Source organism: Aquitalea pelogenes, from assembly GCF_001515305.1.
Lineage (GTDB): Bacteria > Pseudomonadota > Gammaproteobacteria > Burkholderiales > Chromobacteriaceae > Aquitalea > Aquitalea pelogenes.
Genome location: NZ_LNQV01000003.1, coordinates 90,845 through 113,078 on the forward strand (window position 1 = coordinate 90,845; position 22,234 = coordinate 113,078).

At 57.6% G+C, this 22,234-nt stretch carries 13 protein-coding genes and 2 pseudogenes; 11 read left to right on the forward strand and 4 right to left on the reverse strand.

The genetic code is table 11. From position 1 onward, the window contains the following. Positions 1-84 precede the first annotated feature (84 nt). From typA to AWT75_RS02240, 8 genes and pseudogenes are all read left to right on the forward strand, one after another. Complete coding sequence (typA, locus tag AWT75_RS02200) at positions 85-1,899, forward strand: translational GTPase TypA (protein ID WP_045846971.1); 1,815 nt, start codon at positions 85-87, stop codon at positions 1,897-1,899. Between the two features lie 421 nt (positions 1,900-2,320). Further along, the gene (locus tag AWT75_RS02205) at positions 2,321-3,898 is read left to right on the forward strand and encodes an ABC transporter substrate-binding protein (RefSeq protein WP_062786821.1); all 1,578 of its coding nucleotides are present in this window, start codon (positions 2,321-2,323) and stop codon (positions 3,896-3,898) included. A gap of 597 nt (positions 3,899-4,495) precedes the next feature. Beyond that, positions 4,496-5,659 carry an efflux RND transporter periplasmic adaptor subunit gene (locus tag AWT75_RS02215; protein ID WP_045846969.1) on the forward strand — a complete coding sequence of 388 codons (1,164 nt, stop codon included), beginning with the start codon at positions 4,496-4,498 and terminating at the stop codon, positions 5,657-5,659. Positions 5,660-5,674: 15 nt separating this feature from the next. Further along, a pseudogene (locus tag AWT75_RS02220) lies at positions 5,675-8,817 on the forward strand (efflux RND transporter permease subunit). Beyond that, positions 8,817-10,265, forward strand: coding sequence for an efflux transporter outer membrane subunit (locus tag AWT75_RS02225; protein ID WP_062786827.1), 1,449 nt, complete (start codon positions 8,817-8,819; stop codon positions 10,263-10,265). Before AWT75_RS02220 ends, AWT75_RS02225 begins: the two are co-directional and overlap by 1 nt. A 103-nt stretch (positions 10,266-10,368) precedes the next feature. Next, positions 10,369-11,025 (forward strand): TetR family transcriptional regulator, encoded by a 657-nt coding sequence (locus AWT75_RS02230; RefSeq protein WP_045846966.1) that lies wholly within the window; start codon positions 10,369-10,371, stop codon positions 11,023-11,025. 397 nt (positions 11,026-11,422) lie between these two features. Beyond that, complete coding sequence (locus tag AWT75_RS02235; RefSeq protein ID WP_239689425.1) at positions 11,423-12,541, forward strand: EAL and HDOD domain-containing protein; 1,119 nt, start codon at positions 11,423-11,425, stop codon at positions 12,539-12,541. 267 nt (positions 12,542-12,808) lie between these two features. After that, a complete protein-coding gene (locus AWT75_RS02240; protein WP_062786830.1) occupies positions 12,809-13,861 on the forward strand; it encodes an NADP(H)-dependent aldo-keto reductase in 1,053 nt (350 codons plus the stop codon). A gap of 67 nt (positions 13,862-13,928) precedes the next feature. Here the strand turns inward: AWT75_RS02240 and AWT75_RS02245 are convergent, their stop codons facing one another. Further along, positions 13,929-14,183 carry a hypothetical protein gene (locus AWT75_RS02245; protein WP_045846938.1) on the reverse strand — a complete coding sequence of 85 codons (255 nt, stop codon included), beginning with the start codon at positions 14,181-14,183 and terminating at the stop codon, positions 13,929-13,931. Between the two features lie 113 nt (positions 14,184-14,296). After that, entirely contained in the window at positions 14,297-15,778 is a 1,482-nt protein-coding gene (locus AWT75_RS02250) for a DNA recombination protein RmuC (protein WP_153013210.1), read from the reverse strand. Between the two features lie 223 nt (positions 15,779-16,001). Between AWT75_RS02250 and gdhA the strand changes: the two genes are divergently transcribed. Next, positions 16,002-17,339, forward strand: a complete 1,338-nt coding sequence (gdhA, locus tag AWT75_RS02255; protein WP_062786836.1) for an NADP-specific glutamate dehydrogenase — start codon at positions 16,002-16,004, stop codon at positions 17,337-17,339. Between the two features lie 97 nt (positions 17,340-17,436). Beyond that, positions 17,437-18,123 (forward strand): NlpC/P60 family protein, encoded by a 687-nt coding sequence (locus AWT75_RS02260; protein ID WP_161937719.1) that lies wholly within the window; start codon positions 17,437-17,439, stop codon positions 18,121-18,123. Between the two features lie 19 nt (positions 18,124-18,142). Here the strand turns inward: AWT75_RS02260 and recJ are convergent. Continuing rightward, positions 18,143-19,833 (reverse strand): annotated as a pseudogene (gene recJ, locus AWT75_RS02265) (single-stranded-DNA-specific exonuclease RecJ). Between the two features lie 7 nt (positions 19,834-19,840). Continuing rightward, a complete protein-coding gene (locus AWT75_RS02270) occupies positions 19,841-20,854 on the reverse strand; it encodes a hypothetical protein (protein ID WP_062786842.1) in 1,014 nt (337 codons plus the stop codon). A gap of 227 nt (positions 20,855-21,081) precedes the next feature. On the opposite strand from AWT75_RS02270, the gene AWT75_RS02275 reads away from it, so the two are divergent. Then, complete coding sequence (locus AWT75_RS02275; protein WP_239689426.1) at positions 21,082-22,200, forward strand: anhydro-N-acetylmuramic acid kinase; 1,119 nt, start codon at positions 21,082-21,084, stop codon at positions 22,198-22,200. The last annotated feature ends 34 nt before the right edge of the window (positions 22,201-22,234 follow it).

Below are 22,234 nucleotides of genomic sequence, written 5' to 3' on the forward strand. Positions count from 1 at the left end.
TTGTCGCGATAATGCTTTGGGTAGTTGGCGCTGTACGTGATAGAATCTTACGATTTTTCCGCTTCAACCGACCGAATTCCGAAAATGACACGACAGATTCGTAATATTGCCATTATTGCCCACGTGGACCATGGCAAAACCACCCTCGTTGACCAGTTGCTGCGCCAGTCCGGCACCTTCCGCGAGAACCAGCAGGTAGATGAACGCGTAATGGACAGCAACGATCTTGAAAAAGAGCGTGGCATTACCATTCTGGCCAAGAACACCGCCATCGATTACGAAGGCGTACACATCAACATCGTGGACACTCCGGGACACGCCGACTTCGGCGGTGAAGTGGAACGTGTACTGGGCATGGTAGACGGCGTGCTGCTGCTGGTGGATGCCGTTGAAGGCCCGATGCCGCAAACCCGTTTCGTGACCAAGAAAGCCCTGGCCCTGGGCCTGCGCCCCATCGTGGTCATCAACAAGGTTGACCGTCCGGGCGCACGTCCGGACTGGGTTGTGGACCAAACCTTCGACCTGTTCGACAAACTGGGTGCCACCGACGAACAACTGGATTTCCCCATCATCTACGCTTCCGGCCTGAACGGCTTTGCCAAGCTGGAACTGGATCAGGAATCCGACAACATGCGTCCGCTGTTCGACACCGTGCTGAAGCATGTTCCGCTGCCGAACGGTAGCGCAGACGCACCGCTGCAACTGCAAATCTCCGCACTGGATTACTCCACTTACACCGGCCGCCTGGGTCTGGGCCGCATCCTGAACGGTCGCATCAAGCCGGGTCAGCAAGTAGTGGTGATGAATCACGAAGACCAGGTTGCTTCCGGCCGTATCAACCAGCTGCTGGGCTTCAAGGGCCTGGAGCGCGTGGAAGTGGCTGAAGCCGAAGCTGGTGACATCGTGATCATTTCCGGTATCGAAGACATCGGTATCGGCGTGACCATCTGTGACAAGGACCAACCGGCTGGCTTGCCGGTACTGTCGGTGGACGAACCGACCCTGACCATGGACTTCATGGTGAACTCCTCGCCGCTGGCCGGTACCGAAGGCAAGTTCGTGACCTCGCGTCAGATCCGTGACCGCCTGACCAAGGAACTGCTGACCAACGTTGCCCTGCGCGTTGAAGAAACCGAAGACTCCGACGTGTTCCGTGTGTCCGGTCGTGGTGAATTGCACCTGACCATCCTGCTGGAAAACATGCGTCGCGAAGGCTTTGAAATGGCCGTGGCCAAGCCGCGCGTGGTATTCAAGGAAATCAACGGCGAGAAGTGCGAGCCGTACGAAAACCTGACCATCGATCTGGAAGATGATCACCAGGGCGCCATCATGGAAGAAATCGGTCGTCGCCGTGGTGAACTGACCAATATGGAATCCGACGGCATGGGTCGTACCCGCCTGGAGTACCATATTCCGGCACGTGGCCTGATCGGCTTCCAGTCCGACTTCATGACCATGACCCGTGGTACCGGCCTGATGAGCCACGTATTTGACGACTACGCACCGGTTAAGCCGGACATGCCGGGTCGCCACAACGGCGTGCTGATCTCCCAGGAAAACGGCGAAGCCGTTGCCTATGCACTGTGGAAGCTGGAAGACCGCGGTCGCATGTTTGTTTCCCCGGGCGACAAGCTGTACGAAGGCATGATCATCGGCATTCACAGCCGCGACAACGACCTGGTGGTAAACCCGGTCAAGGGCAAGCAGCTGACCAACGTGCGCGCCTCCGGTACTGACGAAGCCGTACGCCTGACCACCCCGGTGAAGATGACCCTGGAGTCTGCCGTTGAATTCATCGACGACGACGAACTGGTTGAAATCACTCCCAAGTCCATCCGTATCCGCAAGCGCTACCTGCAAGAGCACGAGCGTCGCAAGATGAACAAGCAAGGTTCCTGATCAAAAGGAGCAATGACAAAGGCAGCGAAAGCTGCCTTTTTTGTTATTTGCCTTCATATGTAAGCAAATATTTATTTGACTGGGGGTCATTTGATAGTTATAAATACAAGTGCGAGGTTTCCCGCCTCGTATCTATCCCCGCTAAACGTTTAATCCCGGTCCCCGCCGGGATTTTTTTTGTCCGGGAATAGCCACTACGCGATCAATTCTCCGGTAAGAGTGCCACATATCCATGCTGCTGGTCATCCGGTTTTGCCGCAGGTCTGGTACGGGTTGTCACGGCGGCCATTGACAGTTTGTGTAACTGACGTTCAACTCTTGCCCTTCGCAAGGGGGCTGTTGATGCACGCATCCTGCTCTATCATGGCCAGATCAGTGGCAAGCTTGTCGGTAACTGCCGACGGACAACGGAGAAAAATCAATGAAATTCCATTTGCTGACCTTGTTGGCGCTCATGTCCGGACTGGCACCGCTGGCCCAGGCGGGGCGTTCCCTGGTGTTTTGCGCCGAAACCGCACCGGAAGGTTTTGATCCGGCGCTGTGGGATAGCGCCTCTACTTATAATGTGACACGGCAGATTTTTCAGGGTCTGGTCGCATTCAAGCGGGGAGGGACCGACATCATTCCGGCGCTGGCCAGCAAATGGGAGTTATCGGCAGACGGACTGACTTACACATTCCATCTGCGCAAGGGTGTGCGTTTTCAGACGACCGATTATTTCAAGCCGAAGAGCACATTTTCTGCCGATGATGTGGTGTTTACCGTGCAGCGCTGGATTGATCCGGCCCAGCCATTCAATCAGGCATTCAAGACCCAATTGCTGGGCCCGGCCAACTCCGGGCTGGCTCAGTCCATCCAGCGCGTGGAAAAGGTGGATCCCTACACTGTCCGCCTGGTACTGAAGCAGCGCAATGCTGCCTTCCTGAGCTTCCTGGCCATGGGTTTTGCCGGCATGCAATCGGCCGAGTACGCCAGTCAGCTGTTGCAGCAACATCGGGCAGCCGATATCAACCGCTTCCCGATTGGTACCGGCCCTTATCAATTCAAGAGCTATGCCAAGGACTCGGCCGTGCGCTTTGCTGCCAACTCCTCGTACTGGGGCCGCCCCCAGCAAACGGGCAACCTGATTTTTGCCATCGTCACCGACCCGCAGGTACGCATCCAGAAGCTGAAAAACAATGAATGCCAGATAGCTGCTGCCGTGCGGGAGGATGATCTGGATGCTTTGCAGTCCGACCCGGCCATCAAGCTGGTCAGCACAGGCGCGATGAACATTTCCTACCTGGCGTTCAACTTGCAGCGCCCGCAACTGGCCAGGCGCGAGGTGAGGGAAGCGCTGGATATTGCGATTGACCGCAATGCCTTGTTCAAGGCGCTGTTTCCCAAAGGCGGGGCCATTCAGGCCATCAACCCTTATCCGCCCACCGTGTGGAGCTGGAATCCGCGTACCCGCAATGAATACAACCCGGCACGGGCGCGTCAGCTATTGGCCAGGGCAGGTTATCCGGATGGCTTTACCATCAATCTGTGGGCCTTGCCGGTTCAACGCCCCACCAACCCCAATGGCAAGCTGATGGCGCAGATGATTCAGCAGGACTGGGCCAAAATCGGCGTCAAGACCACCATCCAGAGTTACGAGTGGGGCGAGTATCTGCGCCGTGCCGCGCAGGGTGAACACGATGTGTACATGAGTGGCGTAACCAGTGACTCCGGCGATCCGGACGATTTTCTGTCGACCTCGCTGTCTTGCGCAGTCAGCAAGGGCGGCCAGCGCTTTTGCAATGCGCAGTTTGATGAGCTGCTCAGCAAGGCAAGGCAGGCATCCGATAAAAAGGAGCGGACAGCTTATTACCTGAAAGCGCAGGAAATCTTCAAGCAGGAACGCCCCTGGATCACCATGGCGCACTCACGCATCTATATTCCGCTGCGCAAGGAAGTGGAGGGTTTCGTGATGAACCCGAACGGATCCTTCGGCTTTGAGGATGTCCGGCTGCGCTAGATGGGTTTACATCAGCAACCGGCACAATAAGAAAAGGCCGCTTGCGCGGCCTTTCAAGTTTTGCCCTTCATTTTTCGTGCCGTTTCTGGTGCGTGTCAGCGAGGTCCCCACCCGATGCTGACTGCGCTTACGGCTTGTGCGTACTTCCGGCTACTTCGCATCTTCCCCGATGCTGTTCTCCCGCTGCAGTGGCCCACCCCAGGGCCGTTCTGCTTGTTCATCCATCAAGGCTTGTTCTCTTCGTGTGGCTTTGCTTGGCTGTCTGACGCTTTGATCATAACCCTGCTGCATGCCTGCCGCATCATCCACATGACAAAAAACACGAAAATATACTAAGTAAAAATACGTGGTGTAGCAAAAAAGTCATTTTTATTAATCATCGTTAACAAAACATTCGACTACAACGTAATAAATCACACGAAAACTCGCTAGTTTTCACGCCTGCTTCTTTATCAGCTACCAGGTTTTACATTTTTTCTCCGCAAAAATTAATGCATACAAACGCGTATGTATTTAAAATGCCTGCACTGCATCATGAACTGGGCAGCCATGCACTGGCTCAGCGCAGCTTTCATAAAATCAAGAACTGGAATGTCTATGCACATCAAGCAAGCCACACCCGCACTCAAGGCTGTTGCCGCTTTGCTCCTGACGGCAGCCCTGAGCAGCTGCGGTCAGTCGCAAAATGCCGCCATGCCTGCAGCCGGCCCGGCCAGCGTCGGCGTGATCACGCTGCAGCCGCAAGATACCGTTATCACCCGCGAACTGCCGGCACGCATTTCAGCGTTTACCGTTGCCGAAATCCGCCCCCAGGTTGGCGGCATCATCCAGAAGCGCCTGTTTGCTGAAGGCAGCAACGTCAAGGCAGGCCAGGTTTTGTACCAGATCAATCCGGATACCTATCAGGCCGCCTACCAGACCGCTCAGGCCAGCCTGGCCAAGGCCGAGGCGACTCTGACATCGGCCGAGCTCAAGGCCAAGCGCTATGCGCAGCTGGTGGAAATCAAGGCAATCAGCAGCCAGGACAATGACGATGCACATGCCGCCTTGCTGCAGGCGCGTGCCGATGTGGCTACAGCCAAGGCCTCGCTGGAAACTGCTCGCATCAACCTGGCTTATACCCGCATTACCGCTCCGGTCAGCGGTCGTATCGGCAAATCCAGCGTGACCGCCGGTGCACTGGTAACTGCCAATCAGACCACGGCGCTGGCTACCGTGCAGCAACTGTCCACCGCCTATGTCGACATGACCCAGTCCAGTACCGAGTTGCTGCGCCTGCGTCGTGATTTTGCCAAGGGCGCTTTGCAGAACCAGGCCGGCAAGGCCAAGGTGAAGCTGATCCTGGAAGACGGCAGCGAATATGCGCACAGCGGTGAACTGGAGTTCTCTGACATCACCGTGGATTCCGGCACCGGCATGGTGACCTTGCGCGCCACCTTTGATAACCCGAATGGCGAACTGCTGCCGGGTATGTTTGTACGTGCCCGCCTGGAGCAGGGCGTGCGGCATAACGCCTTGCTGGTTCCGCAACCGGCTGTCAGCCGCAACCAGAAAGGCGAGGCCGTTGTCATGGTGGTGGGGCAGGATAACAAGGCGCATGCCCGCATCATCAAGACCAGTCAGACCATCGGCGACAAATGGCTGGTGGATGGCGGCTTGCAAGGTGGTGAGCGCATCGTGGTGGAAGGCTTGATGAAGGTGCAGGATGGCGCCGCTGTCAAAGCCGAGCCGCTGAAAACCAATGCCTCTGCCGCCAAGTAAATCAGGGAAAGATTCATGTCCAAATTTTTTATCGACCGGCCAATCTTTGCCTGGGTGATTGCCATCGTGATCATGCTGGCGGGTTTGTTGTCGATCCGCAGCCTGCCGATATCGCAATATCCGGCCATTGCACCGCCGCAGATCGCCATCAATGCCACCTATCCGGGTGCATCGGCCAAAACCGTTGAAGACAGTGTCACTCAGGTGATCGAGCAAAAAATGCAGGGTATCGACCACCTGCGTTACATGAACTCCACCAGTGATGACACCGGTGCTGTCACCATCACCATGACCTTTGATGCCGGTACCAATCCGGATACCGCGCAGGTACAGGTGCAGAACAAGCTGCAATCGGCCATGGCCACCTTGCCCACCGTGGTGCAGCAGCAGGGCATTACTGTCACAAAATCGGCACGTAACTTCCTGATGGTGGTGGGCTTTGTGTCCGAAGACGGCAGCATGACCGGCACCGACCTGGGCGATTACGTTGCCAGTAACCTGCAGGATTCGCTCAGCCGGGTAAACGGTGTGGGTGAAGTATCGCTGTTCGGTTCGCAATACGCGATGCGTATCTGGCTGGACCCGAACAAGCTCAACAGCTACCAGTTGACCACGGCCGATGTCACCAGTGCCATTACCGCACAGAATGCCCAGGTTTCTGCTGGTCAACTGGGTGGTCTGCCTGCCAAGCCGGGTCAGCAACTCAATGCAACCATCGTCGCGCAAACCCGTTTGTCCAGCGCCGAGCAGTTTGGCAAGATCCTGCTGAAGGTAAATGCCGATGGCTCGCGCGTGCTGCTGAAAAACGTGGCCCGTATCGAACTGGGTGCCGAAACCTATCGCACCAAGGCCTTGTTCAACGGCAAGCCGGCAACCGGTGTGGCCATCAAGCTGGCCAGTGGTGCCAATGCGCTGGATACCGCCCAGGCAGTGCGCAACAAGGTTGCCGAACTGTCGGCCTATTTCCCCAAGGGCGTGAAGGCGGTTTACCCATACGACACCACCCCCTTCGTGAAGATTTCCATCGAAGAAGTGGTCAAGACGCTGGTGGAAGCCATTGGCCTGGTGTTTGTGGTGATGTATGTATTCCTGCAAAACTTCCGCGCCACGCTGATTCCGACCATTGCCGTACCGGTAGTGCTGCTGGGTACCTTTGGCGTGATGGCGGCCACCGGCTTTTCCATCAACACGCTGACCATGTTCGGCCTGGTGCTGGCCATCGGCCTGCTGGTGGACGATGCCATCGTGGTGGTGGAAAACGTGGAACGGGTGATGAGCGAGGAGGGCTTGCCGCCGCGTGAAGCCACGCGCAAATCCATGGGCCAGATTACCGGCGCGCTGATCGGCATTGCGCTGGTGCTGGCTGCGGTATTCGTGCCGATGGCCTTCTTTGGCGGCTCTACCGGTGTGATTTATCGCCAGTTCTCCATCACCGTGGTGTCCTCCATGGCGCTGTCGGTCCTGGTGGCACTGGTGCTGACCCCGGCCTTGTGCGCCACCTTGCTCAAGCCGGTTGAAAAAGGCCATGGCGTCGGCCATGAATACACCGGCGTGTTTGGCTGGTTCAACCGCACCTTCGACCGCAACAACGAGCGCTACCAGAGCATCGTGTCGCGCATGCTGAACAAGACTTTCCGCTACATGGTGATCTACACCGGCATCATCATTGCCATGACGGTGCTGTTCATGCGGCTGCCCACCTCCTTCCTGCCGGAAGAAGACCAGGGCATCCTGTTTACCCAGGTGCAATTGCCGCCGGGTGCCACCCGGGAGCGTACCGATGCGGCATTGCTGCAAGTGCAAAGCATTTCCTGAACGATCCGGCTGTCAGCTCGCTGTTTACCGTATCGGGCTTCAGTTTTGCCGGTAGCGGCCAGAACATGGGCCTGGGTTTTGTCCAGCTCAAACCGTGGGATGAGCGCAATCGCCCCGACCTGAGCGTCAAGGCTGTGGCTGGCCGCGCCATGGGTGCATTCAGCCAGATTCGCGACGCGATGATCTTCGCCTTTGCGCCTCCGGCCGTGATGGAACTGGGTAATGCCTCCGGCTTCGACCTGCAATTGCAAGACCGTGCTGGTCTTGGGCATGACAAGCTGATGGCGGCGCGTAACCAGTTGCTGGGCATGGCAGCGAAAAATCCCAAGCTGATGGCCGTGCGCCCCAACGGCCTGAGTGACAACCCGCAATACCTGCTGGATGTGGACCACGAAAAAGCCAATGCGCTGGGTGTTTCCGTCTCCGACATCAATACCACCCTGAGTACCGCCATTGGTTCCAGCTACGTCAACGACTTCATTGATCGTGGTCGCATCAAGAAGGTATATCTGCAAGGTGATGCGCCATACCGCATGTCGCCGGAAGACCTGACCAACTGGTATGTACGTAACAGCAGCGGTGCCATGGTGCCTTTCTCGGCCTTTGCCAGTTCGCACTGGGGCTTCGGTTCGCCGCGGCTGGAGCGCTATAACGGCCAGTCGTCGGTGGAAATCCAGGGCTCCCCGGCCGCTGGAGTGAGTACCGGTACCGCCATGGCGGAAATGGAAAACATGATCAAGCAGCTGCCTGCCGGCATCGGTTTTGAATGGACCGGCCTGTCGTACGAAGAGCGCCTGTCCGGCTCGCAGGCACCTGCGCTGTACGCCATTTCGCTGCTGATCGTGTTCCTGTGCCTGGCTGCACTGTATGAAAGCTGGTCGATTCCGTTCTCGGTGATGATGGTGGTGCCGCTGGGCGTGATTGGTGCCTTGCTGGCAGCCAGCCTGCGCGGCCTCACCAATGACGTGTATTTCCAGGTGGGCTTGCTTACCACCATTGGTCTGGCGGCGAAAAACGCCATCCTGATCGTGGAGTTTGCCAAAGAGCAGCAAGAACACGGCAAGGAGTTGATTGCCGCCACCATGGAAGCAGTCCGCATGCGTCTGCGCCCCATCCTGATGACCTCGCTGGCCTTCATCCTGGGTATCTTGCCGCTGGTGATCAGCCATGGCGCGGGTTCCGGCAGTCAGAACGCCATTGGTACTGGCGTGATGGGCGGCATGATCTCCGCCACCGTACTGGCGATTTTCCTGGTTCCGGTATTTTTCGTGGTCGTCCGCCGTCGCTTCCCGCCCAAGAAACTGGCGGATGACATGCACGGCATCAGCAAGGAGGGCCTGTAATGTCCCGCTTCATCAAGGTTTTCAGCCTGGGCATGCTGGCCAGTGCGCTGGCAGGCTGCTCGCTGATTCCGGTGTATCAGCAGCCGGCCAATGTATTGCCCGCCCAGTGGCCCACCGGTCCGGCGTATCAGGGTGTTCCGGCTGACAAGGCCGGCAGTACCGATGCCGCTCAACTGGCATGGCAGCAATTCTTTACCGACCCTGCCATGCAGCGGCTGATACGCCTGGCGCTGGAAAACAACCGCGACCTGCGCGTGGCTGCCCTGAATATCGAAACGGCGCGCGCAAGTTACCAGATCCAGAAAGCCAATCTGTTCCCGGCCGTCAGTGCCAGTGGTAGTGGTACCAATCAGCGTATTTCCGCCAATAGCAGCAGCACCGGCAGCGCGTATATCAGTCACAGCTACAGTGCCGGAATCGGTTTCAGTTCTTACGAACTGGATGTGTTTGGCCGTTTGTCCAGCCTGAAGCAGCAAGCACTGGAAAATTTCTTCTCGCTGGAAGAAACCCGGCGCAGTACGCAAATTTCGCTGGTTGCCGAAGTGGCCAATGCCTACCTGACCCTGCTGGCGGACCGCCAGCATCTGAAAGTGGCTGAAAACACACTGCAGTCACAGCTATCTTCGCTTGAGCTGACACGCCGCAAGCTGGAGCTGGGTGCCGCTACCGATCTGGACCTCAGCAGTGCCGAAACCACGGTGCAATCCGCCCAGTCGGCCCAGGCCAGTTACCAGAGCCAGGTAGCGCAGGACGAAAACGCGCTGACGCTGCTACTTGGCACGGCGCTGCCGGAAGATCTGCGCAGCAGCAATGCCCAGCTGCTGCCGGGTCAACTGGCAGACCTGCCTGCCGGGCTGCCATCGTCGCTATTGCAGCGTCGCCCGGATATTCTGGCGGCCGAGCACGACCTGAAAGCCGCGGATGCCAATATCGGCGCAGCGCGGGCCAAGTTCTTCCCCAGCATCAGCCTGACGGCAAGTGCCGGAGCCAGCTCCAGCAATTTGTCCGATCTGTTCAAGGCGGGTAGCGGGACATGGTCGTTCAGCCCGTCCATCAACCTGCCCATTTTCAATGCCGGCAGCCTGAGCGCCAATCTTGAATCGGCAAAAGTGGCACGGGAAATCGCGGTCGCCAAGTACGACAAGGCTGTGCAGACTGCATTCCGTGAAGTGTCCGACGCGCTGGCAATCCGTGGCACGGTGGGCACTCAGCTGAAGGCACAGCAGGCACTGGTGCAGTCCAGCCAGCGCAGCTTGCAATTGTCCGAGGCGCGCTTCAAGGCGGGTGTCGACAGCTATCTGACCTTGCTGGTGGCACAGCGCACGCTCTACACCGCGCAGCAGGACCTGATCAGCACGCAACTGTCGCAAGCTTCCAATCTGGTGACGCTGTACAAGGTGCTGGGCGGCGGCTGGCAGCCAGTGGAGCAGGGCAGCAAAGGCGGGTAGAATTCCGGCCTTTCTGCTGGCAGGGGAGTGCCTGGTGGTGCTCCCCGACAATACAGAATGACCGGGCAATGTACCCGGTCATCTTTTCCGGATTGATGACGCAATGGCACGCAAGACTAAAGAAGAAGCTGACAAGACAAGGCATCTGTTGCTGGATGCAGCAGAACATCTGTTCTGGGAACAGGGCGTCAGCAAAACCACGCTGGCCAGCATTGCCGAGCACGCAGGCCTGACGCGTGGTGCCATCTACTGGCATTTCGACAACAAGGCTGACTTGTTTAACGCCATGTGTGATCGCGCATTTCCACCATTTGCCGAGATGATGGATGTCTTGCTGCAGGCTGGACATTGCCCGGAGCTCAACCCGGCACAGCGCTTGTGGCTGCACAGCTGCGGGGTGCTGCGGCTGGTAACTACCACGCCACGCATTGCACGGGTTATCGGCATCATCAACCTGCGCTGTGAATACGTGGGTGAAATGCAAAACTCGCATTTGATGGACCGCAACTGGCTGATGGAAAAAATAGGCAATCTGCATACCATCCTCAGCCAGGCTGCCGAGGCCGGGCTGGTGCGCCCGGGAATCGACCTGCGCTGCGCTGCGGGCTGCCTGCATTCCACCATCTGCGGCCTGATCGACAGCTGGCTGCTCAATCAGGTGGTCGACCTGGTACAGGATGCCGACAAACTGCTGACTCCGTTTTTTGCCGGAGTGTTTCAGAATGAGTGCTGGCTGCGCAAGTCTCCTGCGCACAACTGATTGTTCACAACAGACTGTCCATGCATGCCAATTCTGACTACACTGTCATGCGCGGCTACAGCTTGTATCCTGGGCTGGCTGGCGCATGGCTAACTGTTGATGTCAGCGAGTAAACAATGTTTAAAAAGATATTCGGCGGCCTGCTCAATCGGGGAGAGCAGGTCACACCGGAAGCCCCCCCTGTAGCCCAGCCACCGGCCCCGGCGGAAGAAGCTACCGGCCACAGTGCACCGCTCAATCTGCCACAGACCCTGGGCTTTGTTTCCCATCAGCTATCCAGGACAAGTCCCAGCGCATTGTCGCCTATGAGTTTTCCGTCAAGGACGGGCTGAGTGGCAGCCGTACTCCCGCAGGCCGGCGCACGTTTGACCGGGTGTTGTTCAGCACGCTGAAGAACATGAACATCTTCCGTCTGCTGACCTTTCGCCGCGCCTTCATTCATGTCTCGCTCGCCTCACTGGATGATTTGCCGTCGCTGGAACTGCCATCCGACAGCACCATTTACATGCTCGACTTACTGGAAGGCGAGCAACTCACCGAAGACCTGATTACCCAGCTTGATGGCTTGCGTGGAGCAGGGCTGCGCTTTGCCGTTGAACCGGCACGTTATGGCAGCAGCCCCACCGCATTGGCGCTGTACCAGCGACTGGATTACCTGGTGCTGGATTTTGCCGCGCCAAATACGCGTGCCTTGTTTCCCTTGCTGGAACAACTGCCGCAGCGCTACCCGCAACTGCGCTGGCTGGCACGCAACATCAACACCGCCGAAGAGCTGGCCTTGTGCCGCCATGCCAAGAATAATGACCGGTTTGCCCTGTTTCATGGCTCCTATCTGTCAGTTGCACAGCAGAAGGTAAGCCAGAAAGAGGGTGCAAATCAGGGCAGGGTGCTGGAAATCATGCGCCTGCTCCGTGCCAATGCACCTACCGCAGAAGTGGAAGCCCAGTTCAAGCTGGATTCGGTACTGCTGTTCAAACTACTGCGCTTTGTCAATTCGCCGGTCAACGGCCTGTCTCGGAAGATCCAGACCATTGAGGACGGGTTGATGCTGCTGGGACGCAATGCCTTGTTCAAATGGCTGTCCCTGCTACTGTTCACCTCGGAAAGCGATAGCGGTGCAACCCTTTCCTTGCTGGAAAAATCGCTGATCCGAGCCCATTTCATGGAAGAACTCGGCATCGTCCGCGGCAACAAGCTGGAAGCCGAACACCTGTTTCTGACCGGCATGTTCTCCTTGTTAGGCGACCTGCTTAACATGCCTTTGAGCGAAGCGCTGGAGCCGCTGGATCTGCCATTCATGATTTCTGATGCCCTGTTGCACGACAAGGGCCTGTTTGCAGCGCCATTGCAGCTGGCGAAAGCCTGTGAACAGGATGACAGTGACAGCATCACCCGGCTGGCTGCCAGCATGGAAGTCGACATTGGTCAGGTGAATAGTGTCTACATGGAAGCCGTGGTCTGGGCACAAGAAGTACTGAGCGAAAGCGAAGTACAAAGTAATGTCGATAGCGTCTGAGCCGTCAGCTGCAGTAGTGAAAAGGCCCCACGGGGCCTTTTTTGATATGTAAAGCCAAGCAGCTTAAGTGCGGGCTGAGAAGCATTGACTGTTTGCTGTCATGCATGGAGTTGCAAGGACGAGATTTATATAATTTGACATAATATATATTATACGAACTAACGTATCCACACTCAGAGAATTACTTATGGAAGCAAATGACTTCTCAGTTATCGTTCGCATCAGTACCATGTACTTCCCCATCCACCTGACGGAAAGATACGAATCATGCAATATCGCAAGCTGGGCGACACTGATGTTTCGGTGAGCGTGATTGCCCTGGGTACCATGACCTGGGGAGAACAGAATACAGAAGCTGAAGCCCATAGCCAGATTGACCTGGCGCTGGAGCATGGTGTGAACCTGCTGGATGCGGCTGAAATGTATCCGGTGCCGCCTCGTCCTGAAACACAAGGTCTGACAGAGTCCTATATCGGCAGCTGGCTGAAGAAAACCGGTCAGCGTGATCGTATCGTATTGGCCAGCAAGGCGGCGGGTCCTGCGACGGACCCCAAGCGACCCAGCCATTTTCGCGATGGCAACCCCCACTTTGATCGCAAGAATTTGACTCAGGCGCTGAACGACAGCCTGCGTCGTCTCCAGACCGATTACCTCGATCTGTACCAGCTGCATTGGCCGGATCGTAACGCCAATACCTTTGGTACTCTGGGTTTTCCCTGGCAGGATGATCCGGCAGGCAGTACGCCGATTGAAGAAACGCTGTCCGTCCTGCAGGAGTTCATTCGCGATGGAAAAATCCGCGCCATCGGTCTGTCCAATGAAACACCATGGGGCGTGGCGCAGTTTCTGAAAGCATCCGAAAACCTTGGCCTGCCGCGTGTGGTGAGTATTCAGAACCCGTACAGCCTGCTGAACCGGCTGTATGAAATTGGCTTGTCAGAGTTCAGCCGACGGGAAAATGTCGGTTTGCTGGCCTATTCGCCGTTGGCCTTTGGTGTGCTGACGGGCAAATACCTGAATGGTGCACGCCCGGCTGGTGGACGTCTGACCTTGTTCGATCGCTTTACCCGTTACAGCAGTGCGACAGCTGCTGAGGCAAGCAAGGCCTATGTTGAGCTGGCGCAGCAGCATGGGATCAGCCCGGCACAACTGGCACTCGCTTTTGTCAACAGTCGTCCGTTTGTCACCAGTAATATCATTGGTGCGACCACGCTGGCGCAGTTGCAGGAAAATCTGGATAGCATCCATGTCACGCTGAGTGATGAAATCCTGCAGCAGCTGGAAGCCATTCATGCGCGGATTCCCAACCCCTGCCCTTGATCTGGCATTCATGCAATAAAAAGCCCTGCATTGCAGGGCTTTTTATTGAAATGCTCAAGCAAGACGCTCAGGCGATTTCTTTTTCACGCTGATACATGGCATAGCTGAAAATCGGCCAGCCGGAAGCCAGAGCCTGTTCCAGGGTCAGTTGCTGCGGCTGCCAGTGTTCCGGCTGCTCGTCGTCAAATTCACCGAAAACATCATACAGCGTAGCCGACAGTACATCGTCCAGCTCATCTGCCGACTTCATCTCAACAATAATGAAGTCATACATTTTTTCCCATTCGCTGGAATTGCGCATCGGAACCTTGAAGAACACCATACTGATACTCCTGTTTGTCATGCTGACCGCAAGAAGGCTGCGATCATGCTTGCTGATTTAACGGCGCTATCTTAACCATTTGGCGCAAATAGTTCACCTCCAAATGCGCGCATTCATTCATCACTTCCCTCTTCTGCCGCATCATTCAGCAGGTGTCCGGGGAGTTGCTTGTTATGCTTGATCCCCATCTTGCGCAGCCGTTCGGCACTGGACAGCAGGTTGCCGCGTCCGGACGACAGCTGACGCATGGCATCGCCAAATACCTCACGGGTGTTGTCCAGTTGCTTGCCCAGTTTTTCCATATTGCCGACAAAGCCGGCGAACTTGTCGTACATGGCGCCACTTTGGCGGGCAATTTCCTGAGCGTTCTGGTTCTGGTACTCATAGCGCCAGATGCTGGCCACGGTGCGCAGCGTTGCCAGCAAGGTGCTGGGACCGACAATCATGATGCGGCGTTCAAAAGCCTCATTGAACAAGCTCATGTCATGCTGCACGGCCAGCAGGTACGCGGGCTCCACCGGGATGAACATGAAGACAAAATCGACAGTGTTGAGCCGGTACAGGTCTTGATAACGCTTTTCCGACAGGCTGCGGATATGCTGGCGAATGGCCGCCACGTGTGCTTTCAGGGCCTGTTCGCGCGCATCTTCATCACTGGCAGCTACATAGCGCACATAGGCGTTGAGGCTGACTTTGGAATCGACAACCAGTTGCTTGCCTTCCGGCAGGTCGATAACCACATCGGGCTGGTAGCGTTTGAGGCCGTCTTCTGTTTCCAGAACATCAGATACCTGAACCCGGTATTCGCGATCCCGGCTCAGGCCCGACGTTTCCAGCACCTTCTCCAGCACCATTTCCCCCCAGTTGCCCTGGGCCTTGTTATTGCTACCGGTCAGTGCCTGGGTCAGTGCGATGGCATCCTGATTCAGGCGGGTGTTCATTTCTTGCAGGCGGCGCAATTCCTGCTCCAGGCTCAGGCGTTCCTTGGAGTCCTTGTCGTAGGTGTCCTGCACCAGTTTGCCAAAACCCTGGATGCGTTCGTGCAACGGGCCCAGCATGGCCCCAAGGCTTTGCTGATTCTGTTCGGCAAAGCGTTTGGACTTTTCTTCCAGGATGTCATTGGCCAGCGCCTTGAACTGATTGCTCAGCGTTTCTTTGGCCTCGGTCAGCAAGGCCAGTTTTTCCGCCGCTTGCTGTCTTTCCATTTGCAGCATGGTTTGCAGTTCCTGCTCCCGGTTGCTCAACCGGACCAGCTCCTGCGCCTGTTGTTGAAGTTGCTGGCCTTGCTTCTGCCAGTCATGGCGGGTTTGCTCCAGCTGACGGGCCTGCTCCTGCTTGCTGGCCCAATGCGCGGCTGTTTGTTGCTGTGCTTCAGCCAACTGCGTCCGCAAGTCGTTCAGCTCCCGGGATTGGGCATCAGATTGCCGGCCTAACTGTTGCAATGATTCCTGCAGGGATTCCAGCCTGGCTTGCATGCCTGCCTCTTGCTGCAACCATTGCTGACGCTCGGTCGCGCTGCGCTGCTGCACCCGGAAACAGGCCAGCAAGCTGGCTGCCGAGCCTAGCAACAACAGGCCCATTATCAGTTCTGTCATGATTTTCTTTGCTGCAGGATGACAATCAGCCCAGCATAGCGAACAAGATTGATTTTGTACATATTCATGTCATGGCTCTGCGATCGATATGGCAGCTTCCTGGAAAATTCTCCGGGCATGTCTCGTTTATTCCGATTTTGTGCTGTTGGACGGCTTGGCAGCCTTACCCTGCCCCTTTGCTGGCTAAACTCGTGCTTTCGAAAACTCGCCATTCTCATACGCCATGTTCGATAGCACGCTTTTCCTTGAGCACCTGCGCCAGCGCAATCCCCATCAGCCGGAATACCTGCAAGCTGTCCACGAGGTATTTGACAGTTTGCAACCCTTCTTGCGCCAGCATCCACACTACACCGATCAGGCTTTGCTGGAACGTCTGGCGGAGCCTGAACGCATCATCATGTTTCGCGTGTGCTGGACCGATGATCAAGGCAGGGTCCAGGTCAATCGCGGATACCGGGTGCAACACAGCATGGCGATTGGCCCATACAAGGGCGGTATACGTTTTCATCCTTCGGTCAATCTGTCTGTTCTCAAGTTTCTGGCCTTTGAACAAACACTGAAAAATGCACTAACCACCCTGCCCATGGGCGGTGCCAAAGGCGGGTCGGACTTCGACCCCAAAGGCAAGAGCCAGGGCGAAGTGATGCGCTTTTGCCAGGCATTTGCCTGCGAGCTTTACCGTCATATTGGTGCCGACACCGATGTCCCGGCGGGTGATATCGGCGTTGGCGGGCGGGAGATTGCTTACATGGCCGGCATGGTAAAAAAGCTGGGCAACCGCGCTGACTGTGTATTTACCGGTAAAGGCCTGAGTTTTGGTGGCTCGCTGATGCGGCCGGAAGCCACCGGATTCGGCACCGTGTATTTTGCGCAGGAAATGCTGAAGACACGTGGCTTGTCACTGGAAGGCATGCGGGTGAGTGTTTCGGGCTCTGGCAACGTGGCGCAATACGCCATTGCCAAGGCCATGGAGCTGGGTGCCAAGGTAGTGTCCGCTTCCGACTCCAGTGGCACGGTGCTGGATGAGCAGGGCTTCACCCCGGCAAAGTTGACCGAGCTGATGGATGTAAAGAACCGTCACTACGGTCGTATCAGCGATTATGCAGCACGGCTCGGCCTGCCCTTCTTGCTGGGCAAACGGCCCTGGCAAGTACCAGTGGATGTTGCGCTCCCCTGCGCCACGCAGAACGAACTGGATGAAGAAGATGCACGTTGCCTGATTGAAAACGGGGTGTGCTGCGTGGCCGAAGGCGCCAATATGCCGTCCACCTGGCAAGCCGTTCAGCGCTTCGAGCAGGCTGGCATCCTGTATGCGCCCGGCAAGGCCAGCAATGCCGGTGGTGTGGCTACCTCAGGGCTGGAAATGAGCCAGAATGCGGCGCGACTGAGCTGGACACATGGCGAGGTGGATGCGCGTCTGCATGCCATCATGCAAGGTATTCATCAGGCCTGTGTCAACCACGGGCGTGGAGAGGATGGCCGAGTCAGCTATGTCCGCGGCGCGAATATTGCCGGGTTCGCCAAAGTGGCGGATGCCATGCTGGCGCAAGGGCTGATCTGATATAGCCCTGGTTTGCTGGCTGACAAAAACCGGATTCCGGCGCGATAATCCGGTTTTCCCTCAGGCAGGCACCTTGATGCGCCCTTTTTTGATATTCATGCTGCTGACCAGTCCTGCCTGGGCGGATTCCCCTCCTCTGCCTGCCCATTTGCAGCTGGCCCGGCAACTGCTTGCAGAGGTCAGCCCCGAGCACAACAGCTATCAGCATCATGGCTGGGTACGTTGGCAAGGCGATGCGGGCTTGCTGGGCCGCGCCGAATACAGCACGGTACAAACGGATTGCAGTGGTTTGCTTGATGCCATTTTCCAGCGTACCGACAGTCTGGTGCTGGATGGGGTACGCAGGACTTACTGGAAGGAATACCCCAAGGCCGAGAATTACTACGCGGCAATTGCTGCCAGCCAGGGCTTTGTCCGGCGCGAGCACATGCAGGATGTTGAAGCAGGCGATGTTTTTGCAGCGCGTTATCTGCATGCCAAGGACACCGGCCATGTGATGATCGTCAACAGCAAGCCGCAAGTGCTCAATCCTCCACAACCACCTTTGCAGCCGGGAACCACACAGTGGCTGGTGGAGGTCATCGATTCGGCTGGTGCGCACTGGAAGGGCGATACGCGCTACCGGGAAGATGGCAGCAAGCAAACCGGTATCGGGCGCGGTTTGGTACGCATTTACACCCGAGAGGACGGCAGTCTGGCTGGCTGGGCCTGGTCTGCCGGCCCGGCCAGCAAGTTTCGTGACGACGACCAGCTGGCCATCGGTCAGCCGCTTTATCCGCAGTAATCGTCACGCACGGACAGCATCACTCCGCTGCCGTCCAGTGTTGCAGATAAATCTGCAATTCCTTGCGGCCTTGCCATTCATTGGCCACCAGTTGATACACCGCATTGATATTGTCAGGCAGCCAGTCCACCTGATTGAACAGCATGGCGTCGAACTCCTGCCCTTGCTTGGCAATCCGTAATTTAAGATGTTTGTCTCCCACCACGCGCTGGCTCATCACGGCAAAGCGGTCGTGGAAATACGGCACCGGAAAGCCCTGCCCCCACACTTCTGCGGCCAGTTCTTCGGCAAACGGCAGATGCAGCTCGCGCGCATCCAGGCTGCCGTCGGTTTCGATGGTGCGGGTGAGCTGGTTTTCGTCCAGCAACTCGCGTGCTACCTGCTCGAATGCCTGCTGGAATTCGGCAAATCGTGCTTCTGCCAGCGTCATGCCGGCTGCCATGGCATGGCCGCCAAACTTGAGGATCAAGCCCGGGTGGCGCTTGAACACCAGATCCAGCGCATCGCGCAGGTGGAAACCGGGAATCGAACGGCCAGAGCCCTTGATCTCGCCTTCATCGCCCGGCGCAAACACGATGGCCGGACGATGGAAACGTTCTTTCAGGCGCGAGGCAACAATGCCGACAACACCCTGGTGCCAGTCATCCCGGTACAGGGTAAGGGTGTAGCGGTCTGCCGGGTCGATGCTGGACAGTACCGCCAGCGCTTCGTCCTGCATGCCATGCTCGATGACCCGCGCTCGCGGTTCAGCCGGTCCAGCTCCTGCGCCAGTGTCATGGCCTGATTTTCCGTGCCGGATAGCAGGCAGGCGATGCCCAGGCTCATGTCATCCAGCCGTCCGGCCGCATTCAGCCGGGGACCAAGAGTAAATCCCAAATCAAAGGTGTTGGCCTTGTAATGTGCACGTCCGGCAATGCGGAACAGTGCGGCAATGCCGGGCACCATGCGGCCGCTACGCATGCGGCGCAGGCCGTTTTCCACCAGGATGCGATTGTTCTGATCCAGCCTTACCACGTCAGCCACCGTTCCCAGTGCCACGTAGTCCAGCAACTCGCCCAGATTGGGTTCTGTCCGCCCGGCATAGATGCCGCGCTGGCGTTGCTCGGCGCGCAAGGCCAGCAACACATAAAACATCACTCCTACCCCGGCCAGGTGCTTAGAGGGGAATTCGCAGCCCGGCTGGTTGGGGTTGACGATCAAGGCCTGCGGCAAAGTGTCGCCAGGCAGGTGATGGTCGGTAATCAGCACTTCGATGCCCAATGCACGTGCGCGCTCCACCCCTGCCACGCTGGCAATACCGTTATCGACGGTGACGATGATGTCGGGCTTGCTTTGCGCCGCCAGGTCGACAATTTCCGGCGTCAGGCCGTAACCGTATTCAAAGCGGTTGGGCACGATGAAATCCACCTTGCCGCCCAGCATGGACAGGCCTTTCACCGCCACCGAGCAGGCTGTTGCGCCATCAGCGTCATAGTCGGCCACCACCAGCATGCGCTGCCCGGTGGCAATGGCGTCGGCCAGACGGCTGGCCATGGCGGTGATGTTCTTCATGCTGTGATAAGGCAGCAGGGCCTTGAGGCTGTAGTCCAGCTCATCCGACCCGGCAATGCCGCGGGCGGCATACAGCCTGGCCATCAAGGGACTCAGGCCCTGGGCAACCAGGGTGGCATGATGTTGATCTGGAATAGTGCGGGTGACGATGCGTGACATGAAGCTCTCAATACAGGGTGGCGGGCGATTGCGGGCGTTGCCAGAATTTCCACAAATCACGGCGGCAAATGCGCAGCTTGAAGCCGGCAGCTCCATGGCATTGCAGCTGCAATTCGCTGATTTTGCCTTGCTTCAGTGCTTGCAGCAGCGGCTGGAACCAGTCGGTTTCCATGCGCTGCAATTGCTCGCGCCAGCCCCAGGCATCACGGTATTGTGCTGCCGACAGCAAAGCATCCTGCACCACCACAACATGACTATTGGCTGGCAGTGTTGCGCAGCGTGCCATCAGTCCGGAAAAGTCATAGGGCATGGCATCCGTCGGGCAGTCGGCCTGCTGCTGCAAGATGGGGTCATCGCTTAGCAGCAGATCTGCCCGCGGCTGATCGGCAAGCTGGCTTGCTGCTGCACCATCCCCCCACAGCCAGACACTGTTGACCGCCAGCTCGCCCTGCATTTCGCGGGCGTCATTTACCGGATGGGTATAAAGCAGCATCTGCATCTCGTTGAGCAAACGGCTCCAGTGCAAACCACGCGCGCCTGCGGGCAGGTGTTCATTCACGTTTTCGCCTACTGCATCCTGCAGCGGGGTGAACTGCGCCTGACTGGGCCCTGGCAATTGCAGCAACCAGCGCCCCGGTTCGATGGCATGGAATGTCAGGCCATCTTCGGCAAAGTGCCGGTTCAGGCTTTGTACCATGGCATCGGCCTCATCTTGCGACAGCCGCATCACCCCGACATCGGCCAGCAAAGCGCGGTCGCGATCAATGCGCACGTGTACCGGGTCTGCCATCAGCCAGTCGTCGCCAGTCAGGCCGGCATGCTTTGCCAGTTCGCGCGCCAGTCCATGCAAAGGGAAACCGCAAGCCCGGCCATACAGCTCGGTCAGCGACAAGGCCTGGCCATGCCTGTGGCCACGGCCCAGCAGGCAAGACAAAGCGGGCAGCGACAGCCCGCGGCAAACTTCGGCGCCATCATGGACGTCCAGCCAGGCAAGTCCTGGCATCAGCAGGGTGAGCTTCATGAGTCCGTTATTTCAGATCGGCAAAGCAGCTGGCAATCGCCCGGCTGCTAGCAGTGACAAGTAGGCTGACCAGGCAAGGCACTCCGGTTTGCGACTGGAAATGTCTGCAATGCATGGCAAACCCTGTATATTGCAGTGCAACTGCAAGGCAGGCAGCAAAGTGCGGGATTATCGCAAACTGCCGGGATTACCGCAAAACCGCCTGTGCCTCGCTATACGATGCCCTGATGAAAAGCCAACACGACATGATTGAACGCTATATCGGACTGATGTCCGGCACCAGCCTGGATGGCGTGGATGCCGTCCTGCTGGAAATGGATGCCCAAGGCAAGCCGCAAGTAGTGGAAGACAGTTTCCTGCCCTTCCCCGCTGGCGTGCGTGAACAGGTCTTGCAGCTGCAAGCCATCGGGCACAACGAACTGGACCTTGCCGCCCGCCTGGCGAATGCGCTGGCAGGAATTTATGCGGATGTTGTAGCGCAACTGCTGGGTAAGGCTGCCCTGCCCGCCTCGGCCATCCGCGCCATCGGCTGCCACGGCCAGACCATTCGCCATGCCCCGCAGGCCGGCTATACCTTGCAGATTGGCAACCATGCCTTGCTGGCAGAGCTGACCGGTATTGACGTGATTGGTGATTTTCGCAGCCGCGATGTGGCTGCCGGTGGCCATGGAGCACCACTGGTGCCGGCCTTTCATCAGGATGTGTTTGCCAGTGATACGGAAAACCGCGTCATCCTGAATATCGGCGGCATCAGCAATCTGACACGCCTGCACCGCAGCCTGCCGGTGATCGGCTTTGACTGCGGGCCAGGCAATATGCTGCTGGATGCCTGGTGTCAGCGCCACACCGGCAAGGCCTATGATGCCAATGGCGACTGGGCCGCCAGTGGTCGCTTGCACCTCCCCTTACTGCAACAGATGCTGGCCGATGACTATTTCCAACTCGCGCCGCCCAAAAGCACCGGCCGTGACCTGTTTGACCTCGACTGGCTCGAGCAGCAACTTGCCGCCGGGCCCGCCCTGGATGCAGCAGATGTCCAGCACACACTGCTACAGCTGACAGCGCACAGCATCGCCGGCGAAGTTCGCCGACACTGCCCGCAAACGCAGAGCATGCATGTCTGCGGTGGCGGTGCACACAATGCGGCATTGATGCAGGCACTGCAACAGCAACTGCCGGATATCCGTATCTGCAGTACGGCCGAACTGGGCTTGCCGGTACATCAGGTGGAAGCGGCTGCGTTTGCCTGGCTGGCTTGGCGCTTTTGTCATCGCCTGCCTGCCAACCTGCCCGAGGTGACCGGCGCTGCCGGTTTGCGCGTGCTGGGTGCACTCTACCCAGCCTGAAAGCCTTGTCTCCACAGCAAAGCCTGACAACAGC